The organism is Brevibacillus sp. GCM10020057 (genome assembly GCF_042683565.1).
Classification (GTDB): domain Bacteria; phylum Bacillota; class Bacilli; order Brevibacillales; family Brevibacillaceae; genus Brevibacillus.
This window is the reverse complement of record NZ_JBHUJW010000004.1, coordinates 1-19,942: the sequence shown is the minus strand read 5'-3', so window position 1 is coordinate 19,942 and position 19,942 is coordinate 1. Positions and strand designations below refer to the sequence as shown.

The 19,942-nt window shown below is 52.3% G+C and carries 19 protein-coding genes and 2 pseudogenes; 15 read left to right on the top strand and 6 right to left on the bottom strand.

Translation table 11 applies throughout. From position 1 onward, the window contains the following. Position 1 precedes the first annotated feature (1 nt). Entirely contained in the window at positions 2-970 is a 969-nt protein-coding gene (locus ACFSO0_RS00700) for an MraY family glycosyltransferase (protein ID WP_376874856.1), read from the top strand. On the opposite strand, the gene ACFSO0_RS00695 is transcribed toward ACFSO0_RS00700, so the two are convergent. After that, the gene (locus ACFSO0_RS00695; RefSeq protein WP_376874853.1) at positions 971-1,897 is read right to left on the bottom strand and encodes a diguanylate cyclase domain-containing protein; all 927 of its coding nucleotides are present in this window, start codon (positions 1,895-1,897) and stop codon (positions 971-973) included. Between the two features lie 197 nt (positions 1,898-2,094). Between ACFSO0_RS00695 and asd the strand changes: the two genes are divergently transcribed. The 8 genes from asd to ACFSO0_RS00655 all read left to right on the top strand — a co-directional run bounded on the left by asd (position 2,095) and on the right by ACFSO0_RS00655 (position 10,742). After that, the gene (asd, locus tag ACFSO0_RS00690; RefSeq protein WP_376874850.1) at positions 2,095-2,937 is read left to right on the top strand and encodes an archaetidylserine decarboxylase; all 843 of its coding nucleotides are present in this window, start codon (positions 2,095-2,097) and stop codon (positions 2,935-2,937) included. Positions 2,938-3,592: 655 nt separating this feature from the next. Then, entirely contained in the window at positions 3,593-3,883 is a 291-nt protein-coding gene (gene gatC / locus ACFSO0_RS00685; protein ID WP_376874847.1) for an Asp-tRNA(Asn)/Glu-tRNA(Gln) amidotransferase subunit GatC, read from the top strand. Positions 3,884-3,917: 34 nt separating this feature from the next. Then, complete coding sequence (gene gatA / locus ACFSO0_RS00680; RefSeq protein WP_376874844.1) at positions 3,918-5,390, top strand: Asp-tRNA(Asn)/Glu-tRNA(Gln) amidotransferase subunit GatA; 1,473 nt, start codon at positions 3,918-3,920, stop codon at positions 5,388-5,390. 4 nt (positions 5,391-5,394) lie between these two features. Then, positions 5,395-6,831, top strand: coding sequence for an Asp-tRNA(Asn)/Glu-tRNA(Gln) amidotransferase subunit GatB (gene gatB / locus ACFSO0_RS00675; RefSeq protein WP_376874841.1), 1,437 nt, complete (start codon positions 5,395-5,397; stop codon positions 6,829-6,831). A gap of 503 nt (positions 6,832-7,334) precedes the next feature. Beyond that, positions 7,335-7,694, top strand: a complete 360-nt coding sequence (locus ACFSO0_RS00670; RefSeq protein ID WP_376874838.1) for a hypothetical protein — start codon at positions 7,335-7,337, stop codon at positions 7,692-7,694. Positions 7,695-7,876: 182 nt separating this feature from the next. Continuing rightward, complete coding sequence (locus tag ACFSO0_RS00665; RefSeq protein ID WP_376875115.1) at positions 7,877-8,605, top strand: ABC transporter ATP-binding protein; 729 nt, start codon at positions 7,877-7,879, stop codon at positions 8,603-8,605. Continuing rightward, on the top strand, positions 8,605-9,786 hold the full coding sequence (locus ACFSO0_RS00660) for an ABC transporter permease (protein ID WP_376875112.1): 1,182 nt from the start codon (positions 8,605-8,607) through the stop codon (positions 9,784-9,786). The genes ACFSO0_RS00665 and ACFSO0_RS00660 overlap by 1 nt, the downstream gene beginning before the upstream one ends. Before the next feature lie 35 nt (positions 9,787-9,821). Further along, the gene (locus ACFSO0_RS00655) at positions 9,822-10,742 is read left to right on the top strand and encodes a DMT family transporter (RefSeq protein ID WP_376874835.1); all 921 of its coding nucleotides are present in this window, start codon (positions 9,822-9,824) and stop codon (positions 10,740-10,742) included. Positions 10,743-11,028: 286 nt separating this feature from the next. Here the strand turns inward: ACFSO0_RS00655 and ACFSO0_RS00650 are convergent, their stop codons facing one another. Continuing rightward, a complete protein-coding gene (locus ACFSO0_RS00650) occupies positions 11,029-12,000 on the bottom strand; it encodes an ROK family glucokinase (protein ID WP_376874832.1) in 972 nt (323 codons plus the stop codon). A gap of 149 nt (positions 12,001-12,149) precedes the next feature. Here ACFSO0_RS00650 and ACFSO0_RS00645 point away from each other — a divergent pair, with 149 nt between their 5' ends. Together ACFSO0_RS00645 and rlmD are read left to right on the top strand one after the other, a co-directional pair. Next, positions 12,150-13,040 (top strand): diacylglycerol kinase, encoded by an 891-nt coding sequence (locus tag ACFSO0_RS00645; protein ID WP_376874829.1) that lies wholly within the window; start codon positions 12,150-12,152, stop codon positions 13,038-13,040. 185 nt (positions 13,041-13,225) lie between these two features. After that, positions 13,226-14,668 (top strand): 23S rRNA (uracil(1939)-C(5))-methyltransferase RlmD, encoded by a 1,443-nt coding sequence (gene rlmD, locus ACFSO0_RS00640; RefSeq protein ID WP_376874826.1) that lies wholly within the window; start codon positions 13,226-13,228, stop codon positions 14,666-14,668. Positions 14,669-14,675: 7 nt separating this feature from the next. On the opposite strand, the gene ACFSO0_RS00635 is transcribed toward rlmD, so the two are convergent. Beyond that, positions 14,676-16,214: a recombinase family protein gene (locus ACFSO0_RS00635; protein WP_376874823.1), complete on the bottom strand. Its 1,539-nt coding sequence runs from the start codon at positions 16,212-16,214 to the stop codon at positions 14,676-14,678. A 279-nt stretch (positions 16,215-16,493) separates the two neighbouring features. Between ACFSO0_RS00635 and ACFSO0_RS00630 the strand changes: the two genes are divergently transcribed. Continuing rightward, on the top strand, positions 16,494-16,802 hold the full coding sequence (locus ACFSO0_RS00630) for a MazG nucleotide pyrophosphohydrolase domain-containing protein (protein WP_376874820.1): 309 nt from the start codon (positions 16,494-16,496) through the stop codon (positions 16,800-16,802). A gap of 645 nt (positions 16,803-17,447) precedes the next feature. Here ACFSO0_RS00630 and ACFSO0_RS00625 read toward each other — a convergent pair. After that, a pseudogene (locus ACFSO0_RS00625) lies at positions 17,448-17,546 on the bottom strand (IS3 family transposase); the annotation flags it as partial. 71 nt (positions 17,547-17,617) lie between these two features. Further along, positions 17,618-17,985, bottom strand: a pseudogene (locus tag ACFSO0_RS00620) (hypothetical protein); the annotation flags it as partial. Positions 17,986-18,235: 250 nt separating this feature from the next. Between ACFSO0_RS00620 and ACFSO0_RS00615 the strand changes: the two are divergent. From ACFSO0_RS00615 to ACFSO0_RS00605, 3 genes are read left to right on the top strand one after another with little or no spacing between them, the layout of a single operon-like run. Continuing rightward, on the top strand, positions 18,236-18,730 hold the full coding sequence (locus tag ACFSO0_RS00615) for a thioredoxin domain-containing protein (RefSeq protein ID WP_376874817.1): 495 nt from the start codon (positions 18,236-18,238) through the stop codon (positions 18,728-18,730). Positions 18,731-18,733: 3 nt separating this feature from the next. Continuing rightward, positions 18,734-19,051, top strand: coding sequence for a hypothetical protein (locus ACFSO0_RS00610; protein ID WP_376874814.1), 318 nt, complete (start codon positions 18,734-18,736; stop codon positions 19,049-19,051). Then, positions 19,051-19,467 carry a protein-export chaperone SecB gene (locus tag ACFSO0_RS00605; RefSeq protein WP_376874811.1) on the top strand — a complete coding sequence of 139 codons (417 nt, stop codon included), beginning with the start codon at positions 19,051-19,053 and terminating at the stop codon, positions 19,465-19,467. Before ACFSO0_RS00610 ends, ACFSO0_RS00605 begins: the two co-directional genes overlap by 1 nt. 263 nt (positions 19,468-19,730) lie before the next feature. Here ACFSO0_RS00605 and ACFSO0_RS00600 read toward each other — a convergent pair. Then, positions 19,731-19,942: transposase (locus ACFSO0_RS00600; protein ID WP_376874808.1), on the bottom strand; the 212-nt coding region annotated here is incomplete at its 5' end.

Below are 19,942 nucleotides of genomic sequence, written 5' to 3'. Positions count from 1 at the left end.
GGTGAGGGAACTGTTTACGTATGTCGCTTCAGGATTGTCTGCTTTTTTCCTCGTCTATTTGCTGATGCCGGCCGCTCATTGGCTGGCGTGGAAAACGCGGCTGCTGGATATGCCGCGCGGGCGAAAAGCGCACAGCCAGCCTATGCCGCTATCTGGCGGGGTGGCCATGTTTGCGGGGATGATGGCAGTGTCTGCTTTTTTTGCAGGGGTGCAAAAAACGGTTGCGGTTTTGGCGGTAGGCGGCGCCGCTTTGATGGCGATCGGGTGGGCCGATGATGCGTGGAAGGCCAGGCAAAAAGATTTTCCCGCGTTTCCCAAATTCACGGTGCAGCTTTTGGCAGGAGTGATCGCATTTTTCTGCGACATCCGGTTTCGCGGGGTCAGCCTCTCCTGGCTCGGCGGGGATGAAGGAGCATTTGTGACATTTCCGGTCTGGATTTCGTTTCTAGCGACGGTCATCTGGATCGTCGGATTAATCAACATGGTGAATTTCTTGGATGGGGTAGACGGTTTGGCGGCAGGGGCGACTGTCTTTTCGGCAGTCACGCTGTTTTTTCTCGCAATGGTCAAGGGGCAGGAATCGACGGCGCTCCTGGCAGTAGCATTGACGGGTGCGGCTCTTGCTTTTTTGCGCTTTAATTTTTATCCGGCCAAAATTTTTATGGGAGATGCCGGGTCGATGTTTTTGGGGTTTTCCCTGGCGATCATTTCCATGGAAGGGACGATGAAGGGGGCCACGCTCATTTCCCTCGTGGTCACCGTGCTTGCCCTGGGCTTGCCTGTGATGGATACCGTGCAAGTCATGATCAGCCGCCTGCTCGCGGGCTCTCCCATGTATCAAGCTGACCGCCGCCATGTCCATCACCGGCTGATGTCGCACGGATTGACTGCCAAACAGACGGTCGTCGTGCTGTATGTGGTCAGCTTTTTGTTTTCGGCCTTGTCGTTGTTTCTGTTTTCCATACAATAATCAATCGGGATGGTCTTCGGGCTGGTAAAAGGAAATCTGGTTGCGTCCCACGGCCTTTGCCGTGTACAGGGCTTTGTCCGCGCAGGTCAACAGCTGGTCTGCATCGCTGGCGTTCGTCGGATAGAGGGAGATGCCGATGCTGGTCGTGCAGGAAAACGATTTGCCCGCAATGGTCCAGGGCTGCTGCATCGCCTGCAGGATGCGGTTCGCCACTTTTACCACCTGCTCAGGCGACTGGATGGCGGTGAGAATGACGACAAATTCATCGCCTCCCAGACGGGCGACTGTATCACCTTCGCGCACACACGAGAGGAGGCGGGTAGCCAGCGTTTGCAGGAACAGATCGCCGATGTTGTGTCCCCATGTGTCGTTGATCTGTTTGAAGCGGTCGCAGTCGAGAAAGAGCACCGCGACGAAATCCTCGCTTGCCTTTGCCTGGGACAGGGCGTCTTGCAAATGGATGTAGAGCAAGCGCCGATTGGGCAAGCCGGTCAATACATCGTGATAGGCCATGTACTCCAGCTTGGACTCCAGTTTCTTGCGCTCCGTAATGTCGCGGGTGACGCAGAATACGTGTGTGCAAACGCCGTCCTTGTTATAGACGGGTGAGAGAATGGATTCGCCGATGACAGCGCCTTCACTGGTAAAATGAACGGGAACTCCACACTGAACAGCTTTTCGGTACATGTCGTTGAGGGTGGCGGCCTTGACAGGTGGATACACGTCATCGATTCGTTTGCCGTAATCCTCCTCGGTGAGACAGGCGGCATACATGGCTGCAGGGTTCATCATGATGTACCGAAACTGCAGGCCGCTCTCCGCCTCTTCAACAGACATAAGGAAGAACATGTCGGACATATGATGAAAAAAGCTGTTCAAGATATCCCCGTACTGACTGATTAATGTTTCAATGTCGAGTTTTGACATAACTTCGTTCTCCTGAATGTAAACTTATCCACCATCCCTATAGTATAGCAAGAATGGGAAAGAATTTGATGAGCCGATTGTAGGAGTGCGGGGTTTACTGCCGATTGGCGGAAGTGGTAAAGTAAGGTTATCCTTTTTCCAGCTTCCTGGCGGGGAATGCCAGGAGCTTGTTTATCGGAAAAACGAGGAGTTGTCCTATGCGTAAAAAGCTGTTGCCCGTCCTGATCCATCGCTTGCCGCAAAACGCGATGTCGCGGACGATGGGGAAAATAACTGCATCCAGATTCAGTCGATTAGCCATTCAGCGTTACATACGCCATTATCACATCGATTCTACCGTGATCGAAAAGCCGGTAAGCCAATATCGCACCCTGAAAGAATTTTTTTGCCGCCGCCTGAAGCCGGGAGCCCGACCGATCACGCCCGGCGCTCACGTGATCGTCAGTCCGGTAGACGGCACAGTATCCCAAATGGGAGACATTTGCGAAGGCACCTTGATCCAGGCCAAAGGGATGCAATACGATGTCGCCGAACTGCTCGGCGGCTCCGTCGAAGAGGCCAGACGATACTACGGGGGCAAGTTCATCACCATTTACTTGAGCCCGCGCGATTATCACCGCATCCACATGCCGGTCGAGGGAGATCTCGTCCGCTACAGCTACGTCCCGGGCCGACTCTACCCGGTAAACAGGCTGGGGATTGAGCACGTGGAGCGGCTGTTTGCCCGTAACGAGCGGCTCGTCACCTACATCCGGACGCAGGACATGGGAGACCTCGCTCTCGTCAAAGTCGGCGCCCTGTTCGTAGGCAGCGTGAAAGTCTCCTACAACACGGCGACGACCAACATCAAGCACGGCCGTCAAACCAACGAGCCGATCGCGGGCACTCCGCACTACCTGAAAGGCGAAGAGCTCGGCTGGTTTGAATTTGGCTCCACCGTCATCCTGCTCCTCGAGTCCAACCACCTGAAATGGGCGGAAGGCATCGAAATCGGCAAACCTCTGCTCATGGGCCAACGGCTGGCGGAGAAGGTGGAGTAGACGGCCCGGTGCCAGGCCACCGTTACATGCTTACGGGAGTCGAAGCGGTCCTCCTCCAGCCAAGTATCGACGATCTCCATAGACAGACCCATGACCTTCGCGTAAAACCTGATATCGTGTTGTTGAGGCATTTTCAGCATCCTTCCCATCCTCCTTCGCTAAGTGTCGCAAACCTGGCGATAGGTGGAAGTATTGATGCTGACAAGTGCCTTTTTTGTATCGGTCTTGAGCATTTTTACGCTTTAGAGAGAGTGTTTTATATTGATGGAGGTGCACTATGAAAAAATTACACAGCTTCCTTTCAATTATTATGTTCATTTGTTCACTAATATCGGGAGTGTTTGGATTCATTATTTTTCAGTCAGTCACGCTCTTAATTCTCTCTCTTATTACCATGTTATCTTCGGTAGTGATATTGTTCAGTCAAAAGAACACAAAGAATAAGACGTAACACGCAGGCTTTTTAATGAATGTCTCCTTGACAGGTGTTCGTGTAAGGTGCCTGATTTTTTCCTCCCCTACAGCCGCGGCCACAACCAAACATTCTTTTTTTCAATCAACTTTTTTAAGCCATGAGAAATTCCGTCGAAAATTGACTGAACCCGCTCTTTTCAAGTAAGATCAAAGTTATGTGATACGATTCGGAGGTGGAAACATGAGTGCCATTACCCGCAAGGAAGTCGAGCACGTAGCCAATCTTGCCCGCTTGCAATTGACAGAGGAAGAAGCAGAGCGTTACACGAAAGACCTCAACGCCATTCTGGAATTCGCCGCGAAGCTGAATGAACTGGATACATCCAACGTAGAGCCGACCAGCCATGCGACTGACGTGAAAAACGTCATGCGCGAAGACGTCAACCGTCCGTCCCTGCCGCGTGAGGAAGTGCTGAAAAACGCGCCTGACCACGAAGATGGACAGTTCAAAGTGCCAGCTGTTTTTGAATAAACGACCCCAGGAGAAGTGAAGGGAGGAACCCGCTGTGTCGCTGTTTGACAAGCGATTGTCAGAAATACATAGCGCTCTGCGCGCAAAGGAATTGTCCGTGACCGATCTGGTGCAGGCTTCCATCGCCAGCATCAAGGAGCACGACAACGAAATCAAGTCCGTTCTGCACGTAGACGAGGAAGGCGCTCTTGCCCATGCCCGCCAGCTGGACGAGCGTCTGGCAAAAGGCGGCGAGGAGCTTGGCCTTTTGTACGGTCTGCCCGCTGGACTAAAGGACAACCTCATCACGAAAGACGTGCGCACCACCTGCGCCAGCAAATTTTTGGCCAACTTCGATCCTGTGCATGACGGGACCGTCTCCAAAAAGGTGAAGGAGGCCGATGCGGTCATCGTCGCCAAGCTGAACATGGACGAGTTTGCCATGGGCGGCTCCAACGAAAACTCGGGATTCTACCCGACGAAAAACCCGTGGAACACCGAGTACGTGCCGGGCGGCTCCAGCGGCGGTTCGGCGGCAGCGATGGCTGCGCGTCATTTTTACTTTACCCTTGGTTCCGACACCGGCGGCTCCATCCGCCAGCCTGCTGCTTTTTGCGGCGTGGTAGGGTTGAAGCCGACATACGGCCGTGTCTCCCGTTTTGGTCTGGTGGCGTTCGCATCGTCCCTTGACCAGATCGGCCCTGTAACGAAAAACGTCGAGGACGCAGCCTACGTGCTGCAGGCGATCGCTGGACATGATCCGTACGACTCGACTTCCGCCAATGTCGAAGTGCCTGATTTCCTGTCTGCGCTGACGGGAGATGTCAAAGGGCTGCGCATCGGCGTGCCGAAAGAACTGATCGGGGAAGGCATCGATCCCGAGGTGCGCGAAGCCGTGCTGGCTGCGCTCAAACAGCTGGAGAGCATGGGGGCGACCTGGAGCGAGGTATCCATGCCGCATACCGAGTATGCCGTGCCTGCCTACTACTTGCTGTCTTCCTCGGAGGCATCCTCCAACCTGGCGCGCTTTGACGGCGTGCGCTACGGCGTGCGTGCCGACAACGCGTCCAATCTGATCGAACTGTACAAAGAGTCCCGCAGCCAAGGCTTCGGGCCAGAGGTCAAACGCCGCATCATGCTCGGTACCTACGCGCTGTCGTCCGGCTACTACGATGCGTACTACAAAAAAGCGCAGCAAGTGCGCACCCTGATCATCCAGGACTACAACAACATCTTTGCCGACTTTGACGTCATTCTCCATCCGACCACGCCGTCTACGGCTTTCAAGATCGGGGAGAACGTAGACGATCCGGTGAAAATGTACCTGGAAGACATCTGCACCGTACCGGTCAACCTGGCGGGCTTGCCTGCGATCAGCGTGCCGTGCGGATTCTCCGGGAAAGGTCTGCCGATCGGTCTGCAGATCATCGGAAAAGCGTTTGACGAATCCACGGTCCTGCGCGTGGCCCACGCCTATGAGCAATCCGTCGGCTACCACCAGCGCAAGCCGGAATGGGTGAGGGGGTAAGAGCATGAGCAAGTACGAAACGGTCATCGGCCTGGAGGTCCACGCCGAGCTGTCCACCAACAGTAAAATTTTCTGCGGCTGCAAAACCGAGTTCGGGGCGGAGCCGAATACGCATACATGCCCGATTTGCCTGGGCCATCCGGGCGTACTGCCTGTGACCAACAAGCAGGCCGTCGAGTTCGCGATGAAAGCGGCGCTCGCGCTCAACTGCGAAATTTCCCGCGAGACCAAGTTCGACCGGAAAAACTACTTTTACCCGGATTCGCCGAAAGCGTACCAAATCTCCCAGTACGACCAGCCGATCGGCTACAACGGCTGGATCGACATCGAGGTCAACGGCGAGACCAAGCGCATCGGCATCACCCGTCTGCATCTGGAGGAGGATGCGGGCAAACTGACGCACAGCGACTTCGGCGGCGAGTCTCTGGTAGACTTCAACCGCGTAGGCGTTCCGCTGGTGGAGATCGTCTCCGAGCCGGACCTGCGCTCGCCGGAAGAGGCGCGCGCCTATCTGGAGAAGCTCAAAGCGATCATCCAGTACACCGAGGTATCTGACGTGCGCATGGAGCAAGGCTCGCTGCGCTGCGACGCCAACGTATCCATCCGCCCGTACGGACAGAAAGAATTTGGGACCAAAACCGAGCTGAAAAACATGAACTCCTTCCGCAACGTGCAAATGGGTCTCGAATACGAAGTGCAGCGCCAGACGGAGGTCCTCTCCAGCGGCGGCACGATCGTGCAGGAAACACGCCGTTGGGACGAGGCCAACAAAAAGACGGTCGCGATGCGTTCCAAGGAAGAAGCGCACGACTATCGTTACTTCCCGGACCCTGACCTCGTGCGCATGCAAATTTCCGAGGAGTGGATCGAAGCGGTGCGCGCGACGATTCCGGAGCTGCCGGATGCGCGCAAGGCCCGCTACGTGAACGAATTCGGTCTGTCCAAAGACGATGCGGCCGTCCTCACGATGTCCAAGGAAACCGCCGATTTCTTCGACGAGACCGTGAAGACTGGGGCAGAGCCTAAGGCGGTCGCCAACTGGCTGATGGTCGACCTCTTGGCCCATCTGAACGCCAACGACATGGCCTTTGCGGATGTAAAAATGACGCCGCAAGGACTTGGCGAGATGATCAAGCTGATCGCGGACGGCACGATTTCCTCCAAGATTGCCAAGACCGTCTTCAAGGAAATGATCGAGACCGGCAAAGAGCCGAAGAAGATCGTGGAAGAAAAAGGACTGGTGCAAATCAGCGACGAGGGCGCGCTGCGTCAGATCGTCGTGGATGCCATCAACTCCAACCCGCAGGCAGTGGCCGACTACAAAGCCGGAAACGAAAAGGCAGCGGCCTTCTTCGTCGGCCAGGTCATGAAGCAAACCAAAGGCAAGGCGAACCCGCCGATGGTCAACAAGCTGATCGCGGAAGTATTGAAAGACATGTAAGGAACCGGATGAAAGGCGTTCTCCCCGATAGGCAGGGGAGGGCGCTTTTTTTTGGGGCAGGCAAGACTCCCTCACGCGGGCAGATGCAGCGGTATTGCTATTGGAGCTGGAAGCCGCTGCGGAGGAGTGACCGCGCCGCGCCATAGCCAAAGCACCACCTCAAAAAAACATGCGGGCTGCCTCCCAAGCAAGATTTCTGCAGGGAGACAGCCCGTACTTTTTATCGTATGCGCGATCTGCCGCCTGACGAGTTCCCCGAACGCCTCCCGGTCGCCCTGCTTCGCCTGCTCCACAGGATCTCATCGGCAATGCCATCCTCCTGTTCGGCGTATCGATTCACGACCATGTTATCCATCGAAAAAACTCCTCGCTAGTTTGCTGACTTGAGACATAGACTTTACGGAAGCAGGTTTTCTGACAAAGTGGGAAAAAATTTTGTAACCGATTCTACTCTACCCTATAATGAACATACATGAATGATTGCAAAGGAGGAAGAGCAGAAGATGAAACTGATTTCCATCACAGGTGAAAATGTACCGCCGAGCAAAGGGGGCTCTCCCGCCGAGACGTTTGACCGCTCCATCGTGACCTGGGAAGAAAACGGACAGCAAAAGACGTTGACGGTGACCTATGTCCGCTACTTTGCGAAGGTCCTGGCAGAACGCGGCATTTACGATGAGGCGGCGGAAAAAGTGCCGGTAAATCATCTGGCTGCCCTGCTGTTTGCGGAAAAATATCCGAATACTCCGGAAAAACGGCATTACATTAACGATACGGAAACGTTTTTGGCTCTGTTTGAAGGGTTCTCGCTGGCAGCGTATATGGAGCGCTATCCAGGATTGATCGTCCACACGGTAGCATAGCGGCCAGGCACATGCGATCGCGTACAGACGGGGCATGCTAAAGACATCCATTATTTGGAGTTGGTCAGCATGCTTTCTTTATGGTCTTCATGGCGATCGATGCGGCTGGCGAAGCTTTGGATCATCAGGCAAAAATCGCAGGGGCAGTAAGTGTCCGCATGCATCAGAGAGGGGGAGTGCGGTTGATCGAGGTCAAACAGGTCGCAAAACGATTCGGGCAATTTACAGCGGTGCATGATTTGTCCTTTCGCGTCGAGGCAGGAGAAGTGTACGGTCTTCTGGGGGAGAACGGCGCAGGAAAAACGACGACGATGCGGATGATGGCGACGATCCTGCAGCCTACCGAAGGAGACATCGAGATCAGCGGCTACTCGGTGCGGCGCGAACCGGCCGAAGTGCGGCGGCGGATCGGCATCCTGTTTGGGGGCGATGTCGGCTTGTACAATCGGCTGACGGCGCGGGAGAACATCGCCTACTTCGGCTCGCTGTACGGTCTCGACCCTGCCCGCCTGCAGGAGAGGATCGACAGCTTGAGCCGAATGCTGGATATGGAAGAGTTCATCGACAGACGGGTCGGTGCGTTCTCCCGGGGGATGAAGCAAAAAGTGGCGATTGCCCGCACGCTCGTCCACGATCCCGATGTCATCTTGCTCGATGAGCCGTCGACCGGTCTGGACGTGACGGCGGCCAACATCTTTCGGCGGATGGTCAGCCGCATGCAGGAGGAGGGCAAGACGATCCTGTTTTCCAGCCACAACATGGGCGAGATCAGCAAGCTGTGCAAACGGGTCGCCTTGATCCACAAAGGGCGGCTGCGCTATGCCGGGACGCTGGAAAGCCTGCACGAGCGGTTCGGCACCAGCGACCTGGACGACATTTTCATGGCTGTCGTAGAAGGGAGCGAGAAGTGATGGGCAGACGGGTCATCTGGACCGTGTTTCGCAAGGAGCTGCTCGACCTGTTCCGCGACCGCAAAACGCTGCTGGGGACGTTTCTCGTGCCACTGGTTATCATTCCGTTCGTTTTCTTTTTGCTCGGAATGTCCTACAGCAACGTCGAAAAGGAAGCCCGCGCCTACATCCCGATCACGGTCCACGGCACATCCGGGCTGGTCGCTGCCCTCGAAAAAATCCCCGGCGCCCGCATCGTGCAAACGGAGCATCCCGAGCAGTCCTTGCAGGCGGGAGAGCTGCGGGCCATTATCACGATTCCTCCGTCCTTCGATGATCGCATCCAGGCAGGCGGCTCGGCCGAGCTGACCGTCGCCTACGATTCCACGAACCAGAAGTCGGTGTACGCGAGAGACGTGATCGAGCAGACGGTGAAAGCATACAGCCAGCAGATCGTAGCGGAGCGGCTTAGACATGCCGGACTGTCGGAAAACGCCATCCAGCCGATCAAGTCGACCTATCAGAACATGGCGACAGAGGAGAGGCTGTCCGGCGGCATGCTGGCAGGCATCATTCCGTTGATGCTCGTCGTGTCGCTGGCGTCCGGCGGTGTCGCTGCAGCCAATGATCTCGTCGCCGGGGAAAAGGAGAGGGGCACACTGGAGTCGCTGATGACCGCCCCGATCGCCGCCAACCATATTTTGACCGCCAAGCTGCTGACCGTGATGGTGATGAGCACGATGAGCGCCATGGCCTCGCTCGTCTCGGTGTCGCTGGTGCTTGGCATCGGGCCTCTGGATATGGAGGGGACCGAATTTTCTCTGGGCTTTTTATCGCCTGCTACTGCGCTCGTGCTGGTGCTGACCGTTCTGCTCCTCTCCGCCCTGTTCGCCGGTCTGGAACTGGGTCTGAGCACCATTGCCAAGTCGTTCAAGGAGGGACAGACGTATATGAGCGGGATCATCTTTGTGGCGATGGTTCCTTCGTACATGCTGATGCCGCTCAATCCGGTCGACATTCCCCTCTATCACTACGTGCTCCCTGTCTTCAACGGTGTGGCGCTGTGCAAGGAAGTCTTTTACGGCAAGGTCGACCCGATGCACGGGCTGATCGGGCTGGGCACGATGCTGCTCTATGTGGCGGCGATCATTGCCCTGACGGCAAAGCTGTTTCGCCGGGAAGGAGCCGTCATTAAAAACTAACGAGTCTGTAAGGATAAGAAAGCTGGTGAATTTTCATGCATCCACTGTACCTGGGCGTATTGTACGTTTTTGTGTCTGCTGCCGGCTTCGGTGTCATGTCGATCTTCGCCGTGTACGCCTATGGGGCAGGTGTCTCTGTCTCGACGCTGTTGTTTCTGCGCTTTTTGTTTGCAGCCGTGCTGTTTTTCGCGTTGCTCATCTGGCGCAAGGAGCCGCTTCGCATTGCCAAAAAGCAGCTGGCAAGCATGGTGCTGCTGGGGGGAGTCCTGTATACGCTGCAGTCCCTCTGCTTTTTTTCCGCCGTTCAGTACATCCCGACCTCGCTGGCGGCTCTGCTGTTGTACACGTTTCCTGTGTTCGTCGCTATCTTGAGCTACTTCGTGGAGAAAGAGGCGCTGCGCATTAAAACAATCGCAGCGATGCTCCTGTCGCTCGCCGGGCTGGGGATGGTGCTGGGATTGTCGTTTGGGGGAATCCACCCGTTTGGGGTCGCGCTTGCGCTGGCCGCCGCCCTGTTTTACTCCGTCTATATCGTCACGGGCAACCGGGTGGTCAAGGGGCTCTCGCCTTACGTCACGTCTGCGTACATTTCGCTGTTTGCGAGCCTGTCCTCGTTTTTGGTCGCGCAAAAAGACGGCGGGCTCGATCTGTCCTTTGGTCCGTCGGGCTGGTGGGCGCTTGGCGGCATCGTCGTCTTTTCCACTGTCGTTGCCATCAGCACGTTCTTTCGGGGATTGCAACTGATCGGCTCGACAAAAGCATCCGTCCTCAGCACGCTGGAGCCGGTCGTGACCTTCGCCTTTTCCGCGCTGCTCCTGGGCGAATCGTTTCAATGGCTGCAACTGGCGGGAGGGGCAGCAGTACTCGCCGGGGCTGTCCTCATCGCCACCGGCAAGGAAGAAGCGGCAGGGCAAGCTGCGGAGGGCAAGCAGACGGCGAGTGCGCCCCAGACTTGATGGCAGTTTCGCCCCAACTCTACTGGCAAGTGTGCTTTCGACTTGATGGCAAAAGCCCTTTCTCCTGACGGCAAACCGGAAAGGAAACGAGGCGAGAGCTTGGCGCGATCGGACAAGTTTCCGCTGAACGCAGTCAGCCCGACAACTCCTGATGGCGAACCCGCACACAAGGAAAAGACGCTCTTGGGCGTGAAGCGCATCCCGGATGTCAAAAGTTTCTCACATCCGAAAGGGGCTGTTCATGCCAGAGCGTCTTTTGCATGTTGCATCTGATGAAACTTCGGCTTTATTCGTCCAGTTGCGAGTGGATCAGCCAGCCTGCGCCGTACACGCCTGCGTCATTGCCCAGCGTAGCGGGGATGATTTCGGTCGATTCCACGACGTAGGTGAAAGGGACGAAGCGGGCGAACGACTCGCGCACGCGGGAAAAGAGGAATTCGCCTGCCGCCGCGACACCGCCCCCGATGACAAATTTGGCCGGATTCAACATGATCGCCAGGTGGGACAGCGCGAGACCGAGATAGAGCGCCGCCTGGTCGACGATCGCCAGCGAAGCGCTGTCGCCGTCCTTGGCTGCATCGAAGACGTCCTTCGCCTTGATCTCCCCGTGCTCGGCAAGCACTGTGGCAAGTGCGGGACTCGCTCCGCTTTTGGCCGCCTGCATACCTTCGCGGATGATCGCGGTAGCCGACGTATAGGTCTCGAGGCAGCCGGTTTTGCCGCAGTTGCAAATCGATCCGCTGCCCGGTGTCATGGTAATATGGCCGATTTCTCCTCCGACGCCATTGATGCCGTGCACCACGTTGCCGTGGACGATGATGCCGCCGCCCACACCTGTACCGAGCGTGATGACCACGAGATCTTCCGCGCCTTGTCCAGCTCCTTGCCACATTTCGCCCAGTGCGGCCATGTTGGCGTCGTTCTCTACAGCGACAGGCAAGCCGGTTAGCGCTTTCAGTTTGTCGCGGAGTAGAACGGGCTCCCGCCAATGCAAGTTGACGGCTTGCAGCACGATTCCGTTTCGGGAGTCGATCGGACCGGGTACCCCGACGCCGATTCCGAGCGCCTGCTGTTTGGCATACCCGTGCTTGCAGAGCAGCTCATCTGCCAATTGCGCCACTTTTTGCAAAATACCGTCTTCTCCCTGTGCGACGGGAGTAGGCTCCTGTACTTTGGTCACCAGCTTCCCGTCCGGTGTGATCAAAGCCATTTTGATCGCCGTACCGCCTACATCTACACCTACAATAATTTGTTCCACGATGGTTCCCCCCATCCATTCCAATGGCATCTTTTTCTATATTACCACGCCCAACGTCGCATAGCGATTCCCAAAAATGGCTATACAGGATATGATGAGTAGAGAACAGCGTAAATTCCGTGAGCGAGGGAAGGAAGAAGGGATCTGCCTTGAAACGAGCCAGATTAATCTATAATCCGAGCTCCGGCCGGGAGATCGTGCGGCGGCGATTGCCGGATATCCTCGACTTGATGGAGGCGGCCGGATACGATACATCATGCCATGCGACCAGGGGAGAAGGAGATGCGACGGAAGCGGCAGCGCGTGCCGTTACGCGCGGCTACGACCTGATTATTGCCGCTGGCGGAGACGGCACGATCTATGAAGTGGTCAACGGGATGGCGGAGCAAAAATCCCGCCCCTCCCTGGGAATCATTCCGTGCGGCACCAGCAACGATCTCGCCCGGGCAGTCGGCATTCCGAAATCGATCATCCGCGCCTGCGAGATTATTACGAAAGGCAAGAAAAAGAAAATCGACCTGGGGCGGATCAACAACCGTTATTTCATAAATATCGCAGGCGGCGGCTCGCTCACCAACCTCACCTACGAGGTCCCGAGCAAGCTGAAGACGATAATCGGCCAGCTGGCGTATTACGTCAAGGGGCTGGAAAAGCTGCCCTCCCTCCACCCGATCCGCGTCCGCCTGGAGTCGCGCAAAGAGGTGCTGCTGGACGAGGAGATCATGATCTTCCTCATCGCCAACAGCCGCTCTGTCGGCGGCTTCGACAAGCTGGCGCCGGATGCGGACCTATCGGACGGCAAGCTGGACGTCATCGTGGTGAAAAAAACGAACATCGCCGAATTCATCCGCCTGGCGACGCAAGCCGTGCGCGGCGAGCACCTGAAGGACCCGAACATCCTTTACTTCCAGGCCGACTACATCAAGGCGACCTCCCCCGGAGGCGAGACCGTGCAGCTCAACCTGGACGGCGAACTGGGCGGCCAGCTCCCCTGCGTCGTGGAAGCCTTGCCCGGCCATATCGAGTTGTTCGTCCCGTAAGAAGATAGTAAAATGAATAGCAACTGCCAAAGGGATGCCGCTCGCGCATCCCTGAAGTTTGTTGGGGAGAAAGTGGGACCCTCCCCGCAGTTCACCAAATGACATTTCCAGGTGCTTCGTCCAGCGCGATGCAAACGCCCGCGCAACGTGAAGCCCCATACGTATATAAAGGAGCAAAGAAGACTGTGGCAAAAACGACAAAGAAGCGGCGCGGACCGCAGCCGGCAGCGAAGGCACCGCTGGATGTGCCTGTCCATGTCGGACAAACCGTGGAAGTGGAGATTACCGGACTGAACCATGAGGGAGCAGGCGTCGGCCGGATCGACGGGTATACGCTGTTCGTGGAAGGCGCCCTCTCCGGCGAACGGATACAGGCGTGCGTCGGCCATGTAAAGAAAAACTTCGGATTCGCCAAGCTGGCGGCAGTCGTCGAGCCGAGCATCCACCGCGTGCTCCCGCCCTGTCCCGTCTACGACCGCTGCGGCGGCTGTTCCTTGCAACACCTCGCCTACGAAGAGCAGCTGCGCCACAAGCAGCAGATCGTCCGCGACAATTTGCGCCGGATCGGCGGCTTTTCGGTAGAGGGCGAAGGGGCCATCACCATCCACCCGACGCTCGGCATGGCCGACCCGTGGCGCTACCGCAACAAGGCGCAAGTCCCGATCGGCGAAGAAAACGGCGCCTTGGTCGGCGGCTTTTACGCGGAAAAATCGCACACCATCATCGACATGGACGAGTGCCTGATCCAGCACCAGGCCAACGACGAGGCCGTTGCCGCCGTGAAAAAGATCGCGGCTGGCCTGAGCATCCAGCCGTACGATGAGGTGCGCCACACCGGACTGTTGCGCCACGTCGTCGCCAAGATCGGCGTGAAGACAGGCGAAGTCATGGTCGTCCTGGTGACGACCGAGGAGTCCATCCCGCGCAAGGACGAGCTGGTGGAAGCGATCCGCGCCCAGGTGCCGGGCATCGCCAGCATCGTGCAAAATATCAACCCGGACAAAACCAACGTCATTTTCGGCAAAAAGACCGTCACCCTCTGGGGCAGCGACGTCATCTACGATTACATCGGCCCGATCAAGTTCGCGATTTCGGCCCGTTCGTTCTATCAGGTGAACCCGGAGCAGACGGAGGTCTTGTACAACAAGACGCTCGAGTACGTCGGCGCGACAGGAACGGAGACGGTCATCGACGCATACTGCGGCATCGGCACGATCTCCCTGTTCCTGGCGCAAAAGTCGAAGCACGTGTACGGCGTGGAGATCGTCCCGGAAGCGATCGCAGACGCCAACCGCAACGCGGAGCTGAATGGCGTCAAAAACGCGACCTTCGAGACCGGCCCGGCCGAAGTGGTCATCCCGGCCTGGAAAGACCAGGGCATCCGCCCCGACGTCATCGTCGTCGACCCGCCGCGCAAAGGCTGCGACGAAGCCCTGCTCGCCACCATTCTGGAAATGCAGCCGCAAAAGGTGGTGTACGTATCCTGCAACCCGTCGACGCTGGCGCGGGATTTGAAAGTGCTGGCGGAGAAGTATGAGGTGAAGGAAGTGCAGCCGGTGGATATGTTTCCGCATACGGGGCATGTGGAGGTGATAGTGAGACTTGAAAGAAAAGATACAGCCAAGTAAACTGTACCTAATTTGAGGGGAGAGGGTTGGAAAGATTGTAGTGTATCTTAATCTTTCCGCCCTCGAATACTTCTATTTCGTGGATAAGCCTTTGGAGCACCTGCTTCAATACTTGTTCATCGTCTATGTCAAGGTTAATGAAGCGTTTCACTTCTTTTCTAAAGGCTTGTAGCTGTTCGTTGAGGTCTTTCCTTGCTTCTAAAGAGGATTGCAGTTCAGCCTTCTTGTTTGCTAGTTCTTGCTGTTGTTGGATAATACGCTCATTTTGCTGTTTGAATTGTTCTGTTGTTATTGCTCCCTCAACGTGAAGGCTGAGTAACCTTTCAAAGCGTTTGTCCAATTCAGCTAACTGTTTGTCAAGTCGCTTTAATTCCTTTGTGACAGTGGACTGTAAAGCGTTGGCTTTTTCCTCAGCCAGTCCGTATAGCCGTTCGATTCTTACGCTGTCTTGTATCAACGCTCTAAGGTCATCTTTAATCGCTTGTAATAAGGCTTGTTCTTCGATGATATGGGAAGAACAATATGAGGTAGTATACTTTACATAGCCCCCACAAACATACGCCCCATTACGTCTGTCAGGCTTGAAGTGCATACCGCTATGGCAATCCGCACATTTGGCGATATGAGCAAACAGGCTTTCTTTGCCGTTACTTTTGCGTTCGCCTTTCTTTTTCATCAGTTCTTGAACGGCATGAAAGTCATCTTCTGATATGATGGCAGGGTGGGCATTTTCAATGACAATCTGCTTTTCAGATTCAACCTTGCGTCTTATCTTGTAAAGTTCAGAATCAGCTAATGTCCCAGTCGTTTCTTCTCGATGGAAAACAAGTTTGCCAGTATAAACAGGGTTAGACAGGATTCCCTTAATGGTGTTTTGATGCCATTTCACACCTGCATTTGCCGCCCCTGATACCATTCTGGGTGTTGGGATACCCTTTTTCATAAGAAGGTTACTAATTTTAAACATCCCCCAACCCTCATGAAGGTACAGTCTGAAAATCTCCTTTACGATTGGAGCGGTTGATTCATCGACTTCAAGCTCCTTAGTAACTGGATTAACTGTGTATCCATACGGCGGTACGGATACTCTTCGTTTACCTTGCTCAGCACTGGATTTCAATCCCCACTTAATACGCTCTGAAAGCTTGGAGTTTTCTTCCTCAGCTAAAATAGCTTTCAGGTTGAACATAAACCTGCTTTTACTCGTTTCTGTGTCGTAGTTATCTTCAGGCAAGATTAAACGAACAGATAGTCTTTCCAGTTGGTCAGCCATTTCCATGCTATTGCGTGGATTCCGCCCCAAACGAGAAACAGATTTCGCAATAACTACATCAAACTTTTTGTTCTTAGCATCTTCTAATAACTGTAAAATCTGAACACGGTTTTTCATACCATAACCGCTTATTCCGTTGTCAATGTACCGTCCTACAACTGTAAAGCCGTTTTCCCTAGCTATTTTTTCAGCTAAGGCAATTTGATTTTGTAGACTGTTCTGCTGTTCTTCTCTTCGTGTACTGACACGTGCGTAGATAGCACATTTTAACATTATTCCGACACTCCTTCCATGTTAGAAGGAATGACATTTGCTCTATCAACATCGTATAAATTGGTGGCAATACTGTCAAATTGGCTACTCAGATGGAGTATAAAATGTCCTCTAGGTTTGCCGTTCCTATGAATGTACGTTTTACTTGCATTGTTTCATTCCCCCTCTCGCGCTAACAATCGATGCAAGGTGGGCATAGTTGCGAGGAAAAAGGTATATCGACATCATATGCAATTGTCTTTAAGATAAATTAATTGGGATAAAATGGGGGGGCAGGAAATGAAGGAGAATATGACGATAAAGACTCTTCAATCCTACATCAAGCACAAGGACTTCCGTCCAGAACATAAACAAGCCTATTTCCTTAAGTTAGTTGAAGAGATTGGAGAACTATCAGAGGTAATTCGTAAGAATTTACGTATGGATGAAAGTCAGAATATCAAAGGTACAATTGAAGACGAACTTTATGATGTATTGTATTACACACTTGCTTTGGCTAATTTGTATGATATTGATTTAGAACAATGTCACTACCTTAAGGATGAAATTAATCTTAAGAAGTATGGTGCTGTCAGAACCCAAAGCTAAACCATTTTTTATTTCCCACCCCTTCGGGGTGGGTCAAGTATTCTTAATGATTCGTTTCGTTACGCTTACGGGGCTGTCGCCCTGATTTCAGAAATTTGTAGTTTATTGATATTGGAAAAACAGGTGGATTAGGAAACTTTATTCCCCCCCACAGGGGAGAGGAATAAAGGAAACAGGTGGATTGAGGTTTCCTACATGACATAATGACGTGCTCAGGTACTGTTTATGGCAGACTAAAAATGTAGGTTATGGCAGTTAATTTATGCAACCCCTACGGGGCTGCATAAATTAAAAAACCACTTGCCAACGTCCCCGCAACCAAATACACTCCCAGTTGGGCAAACTGACGACGGGAGGTATAAAGTTAGGAGATGTTAGCAGTGGCAGAAATTAATTATATCAGGCACGAGGCAAACAGATAAGGGCAAGCTTATAGCAAGATTGCCAAACAAATGAATCGGGATTCGAGAACGATTCAGAAGTATGCAGAAATGGATGATTTCAACCTACAAGAAAAGCCCAAACAAATTCGGAAAGCTAGAGTTATGGAGCCTGTTAAACCTATTCTTGATCAATGGATTAAAGAGGACTTGAACAAGAAAAAGAAGTTCCGAAGAACAGCACAACGCTTGTTTACGCTTACACTGATACAAGCCCGTTTTTCTTCATCAAACGTCCAATACGCCGTCTGGAAACCACCATTCCTTGTTCGCGGAGGACGGCTTTGATCTTTCTCGCTCCATAAACGCGCTGATTTTCTTCAAGAATACGGATGATCGCTTGCTCCACTCCGTCATCGCTAGAAGGCTGCTGGCTACTCTCGTAATAGTAGGTGCTCCAATTGACCTTGAGGATCTCGCACATGGCCGATACAGGGTACTTATGTGCGTTTTGCTGGATCACTATGATTTTCGTCCGAAGATCAGCGCTGCTTGCTTTAAAATATCGTTCTCCATCTTCAGACGTTGATTTTCCTTCCGCAGATGAATCAGTTCATTTTGTTTATCCGAACGATTGTCTTTCTCCTTGAAGGAACCGGTACTTCTACTCTGTTTTACCCAACGGTCAAATGCGGATGCACGTAGATCATATTCTCTCAGAATATCTGCTCGTGGTTTGCCATTCTCATAGAGTTGAAACATCTGAACTCATCTGTAAATGCACGACGCTCGCGTTTGCTCATGAAATTCTCTCCGTTCTTCATCGATTTGCTTTTCATCTACTAGAACTTAAGAGAACTTGTCCAATTCAGTGTAGCCAATTCACTAGTCATCCCCAGTAGGTTGTGTTGTGCATAAGATAAGTTGAGCTTTCTTATGAAAAAGGAAATCGGTGTCGATTGGCGAATAGTTTTTTTAATTTTAAAAATGGTCTTTAAGGTCTAAAGCAAAAATCCGATTGTATAATAAAATATAACTGAGGGCAGATTAGTAATGACTTCCAATTACTTGGGTTATCATGGTACAACTCGTGAAAGCGCAGATAAAATTTTATCTGAACAGCGGTTTCCGTTTTCTGTTGATGACGAAGAGTGGCTTGGGGATGGCGTTTATTTTTTTGAAAACGACCGTAAACAAGCTGAGTATTGGTGTACAAAAGTACGAAAATACAAGGCTTGGACTGTACTCGAAAGTCAGATCGAGGCATCCAAAGTTATTGATTTACTTGATACTGAAACTCGTGAGGAGTTTCAAAAAATTGCAGAAAAGCTTAAGGATAGATATCATAAAAGAAAAGACCAAAAACCACGAAAGTTAATAAACGCTGTTGTGTTAAACGCTATGTATAAGATTGCCCCTTATGATATGGTAAGAGCTGCTTTTGTTATTCCTAGGGGCCATACTGTATATCGTACGAACATTGAGCCTATACACATACAGCTTTGCGTTAGAAATCACTCATGTATTAAAACGATTCGGGAGGCATGAATTATGGACATAAAAAAATACACTAAACAAATCTTGGATCGTCTCGATTCGATGAATGATGAGGAATTTGATCAACTTCTGTTAGATGCGGGAATTGAAAAGTGCCCTTTTGAAGAAAGCGATTCGTCTTATCTAGGGGCAGACGAATTGATGATTAACGCCTATAGCTATAATACACAGAAATTTAGTTATTCAGTTGAGTATAAGCAAACAAAGACTAATCAATCCTACATTATCGAGGGAGCACCAAATAATTATAAACGTGGTACTTATAGTACCAAAAATATGTACGATAGTTTTAGTATCCCTGAGGTGGCATGATGGACAAGTCTATTACAAGTAGCTTTATATTTGAAAACTACATATTAAATTCAATAAATTTCGAAGCAAACCCTAACTTTAAATTTGAAAATCCTTTGGAAATTAACTTTCGTGTAAATGTTGAAGTAGCAATAAATGAAGAAAATAACGTGGGGATTGTTACATTGCATTGTAAAGTTTTTGAAGATTCATTAGAGAAAAACTACCCATTCTCTTTGTATGTTTCACTTAAAGGATTTTTTAGATCAAAAGAAAGCATTTCTAATGAACTTTTTTATGAATTCTGTAGAGTAAATGGTACAACGGCTTTGTTCCCTTTCCTTAGGTCTGCAATTGCTGATATTACAAAGGCTTCGAATTTCGAACCGCTAGTACTTCCGTTAGTCAATATTAATAATCTTATTAGCCAAGAGTAATATTTCATGACACCTAAGTTGATTAATCCTTAGGTGTCATTTCATTAAGGACACATCGTACTATGTTCTCATTGTCTACTCAACACATGTGGAGTGCTGTTCACTGTTAGTGCGGAAGGAAAATTAAATGGGAGATGTATTGGCGGAAATAGTAAAGAGGGGCGGCGAACCCCTCTTTGCTATTTCCGAAATTGTATTGCAAGTCCGACTGGTAAATTTTATAATGTGAGTTCTTCACTATATAGGGCTTGCTGAACGATTCGTTACAGTGCGAATTGTCTGTACGTGGTACGATTCAGCAGCATGTTGAAAATGTAGACGAAAAGAAGCCGCAAGCGGCGTTCCAGGTTCATCATGAGAAACTGAAGGGCAATGACAGCCCCACTCGTTTGCTCAAGTCGCGCCCGGATTCGGTTCAGTCCATATTTCCGTTTTCCTTCGCCAAACTTACCTTCGATCGCATTGCGTTCGCCTG

Excerpts from the sequence above, each read along its gene's own strand:
- ACFSO0_RS00695 (WP_376874853.1), bottom strand. The coding sequence starts at position 1,897 with ATGTCAAAACTCGACATTGAAACATTAATCAGTCAGTACGGGGATATC.
- asd (WP_376874850.1), top strand. The coding sequence starts at position 2,095 with ATGCGTAAAAAGCTGTTGCCCGTCCTGATCCATCGCTTGCCGCAAAAC.
- gatC (WP_376874847.1), top strand. The coding sequence starts at position 3,593 with ATGAGTGCCATTACCCGCAAGGAAGTCGAGCACGTAGCCAATCTTGCC.
- gatB (WP_376874841.1), top strand. The coding sequence starts at position 5,395 with ATGAGCAAGTACGAAACGGTCATCGGCCTGGAGGTCCACGCCGAGCTG.
- ACFSO0_RS00670 (WP_376874838.1), top strand. The coding sequence starts at position 7,335 with ATGAAACTGATTTCCATCACAGGTGAAAATGTACCGCCGAGCAAAGGG.
- ACFSO0_RS00660 (WP_376875112.1), top strand. The coding sequence starts at position 8,605 with ATGGGCAGACGGGTCATCTGGACCGTGTTTCGCAAGGAGCTGCTCGAC.
- ACFSO0_RS00655 (WP_376874835.1), top strand. The coding sequence starts at position 9,822 with ATGCATCCACTGTACCTGGGCGTATTGTACGTTTTTGTGTCTGCTGCC.
- ACFSO0_RS00635 (WP_376874823.1), bottom strand. The coding sequence starts at position 16,214 with ATGTTAAAATGTGCTATCTACGCACGTGTCAGTACACGAAGAGAAGAA.
- ACFSO0_RS00630 (WP_376874820.1), top strand. The coding sequence starts at position 16,494 with ATGAAGGAGAATATGACGATAAAGACTCTTCAATCCTACATCAAGCAC.
- ACFSO0_RS00615 (WP_376874817.1), top strand. The coding sequence starts at position 18,236 with ATGACTTCCAATTACTTGGGTTATCATGGTACAACTCGTGAAAGCGCA.
- ACFSO0_RS00610 (WP_376874814.1), top strand. The coding sequence starts at position 18,734 with ATGGACATAAAAAAATACACTAAACAAATCTTGGATCGTCTCGATTCG.
- ACFSO0_RS00605 (WP_376874811.1), top strand. The coding sequence starts at position 19,051 with ATGGACAAGTCTATTACAAGTAGCTTTATATTTGAAAACTACATATTA.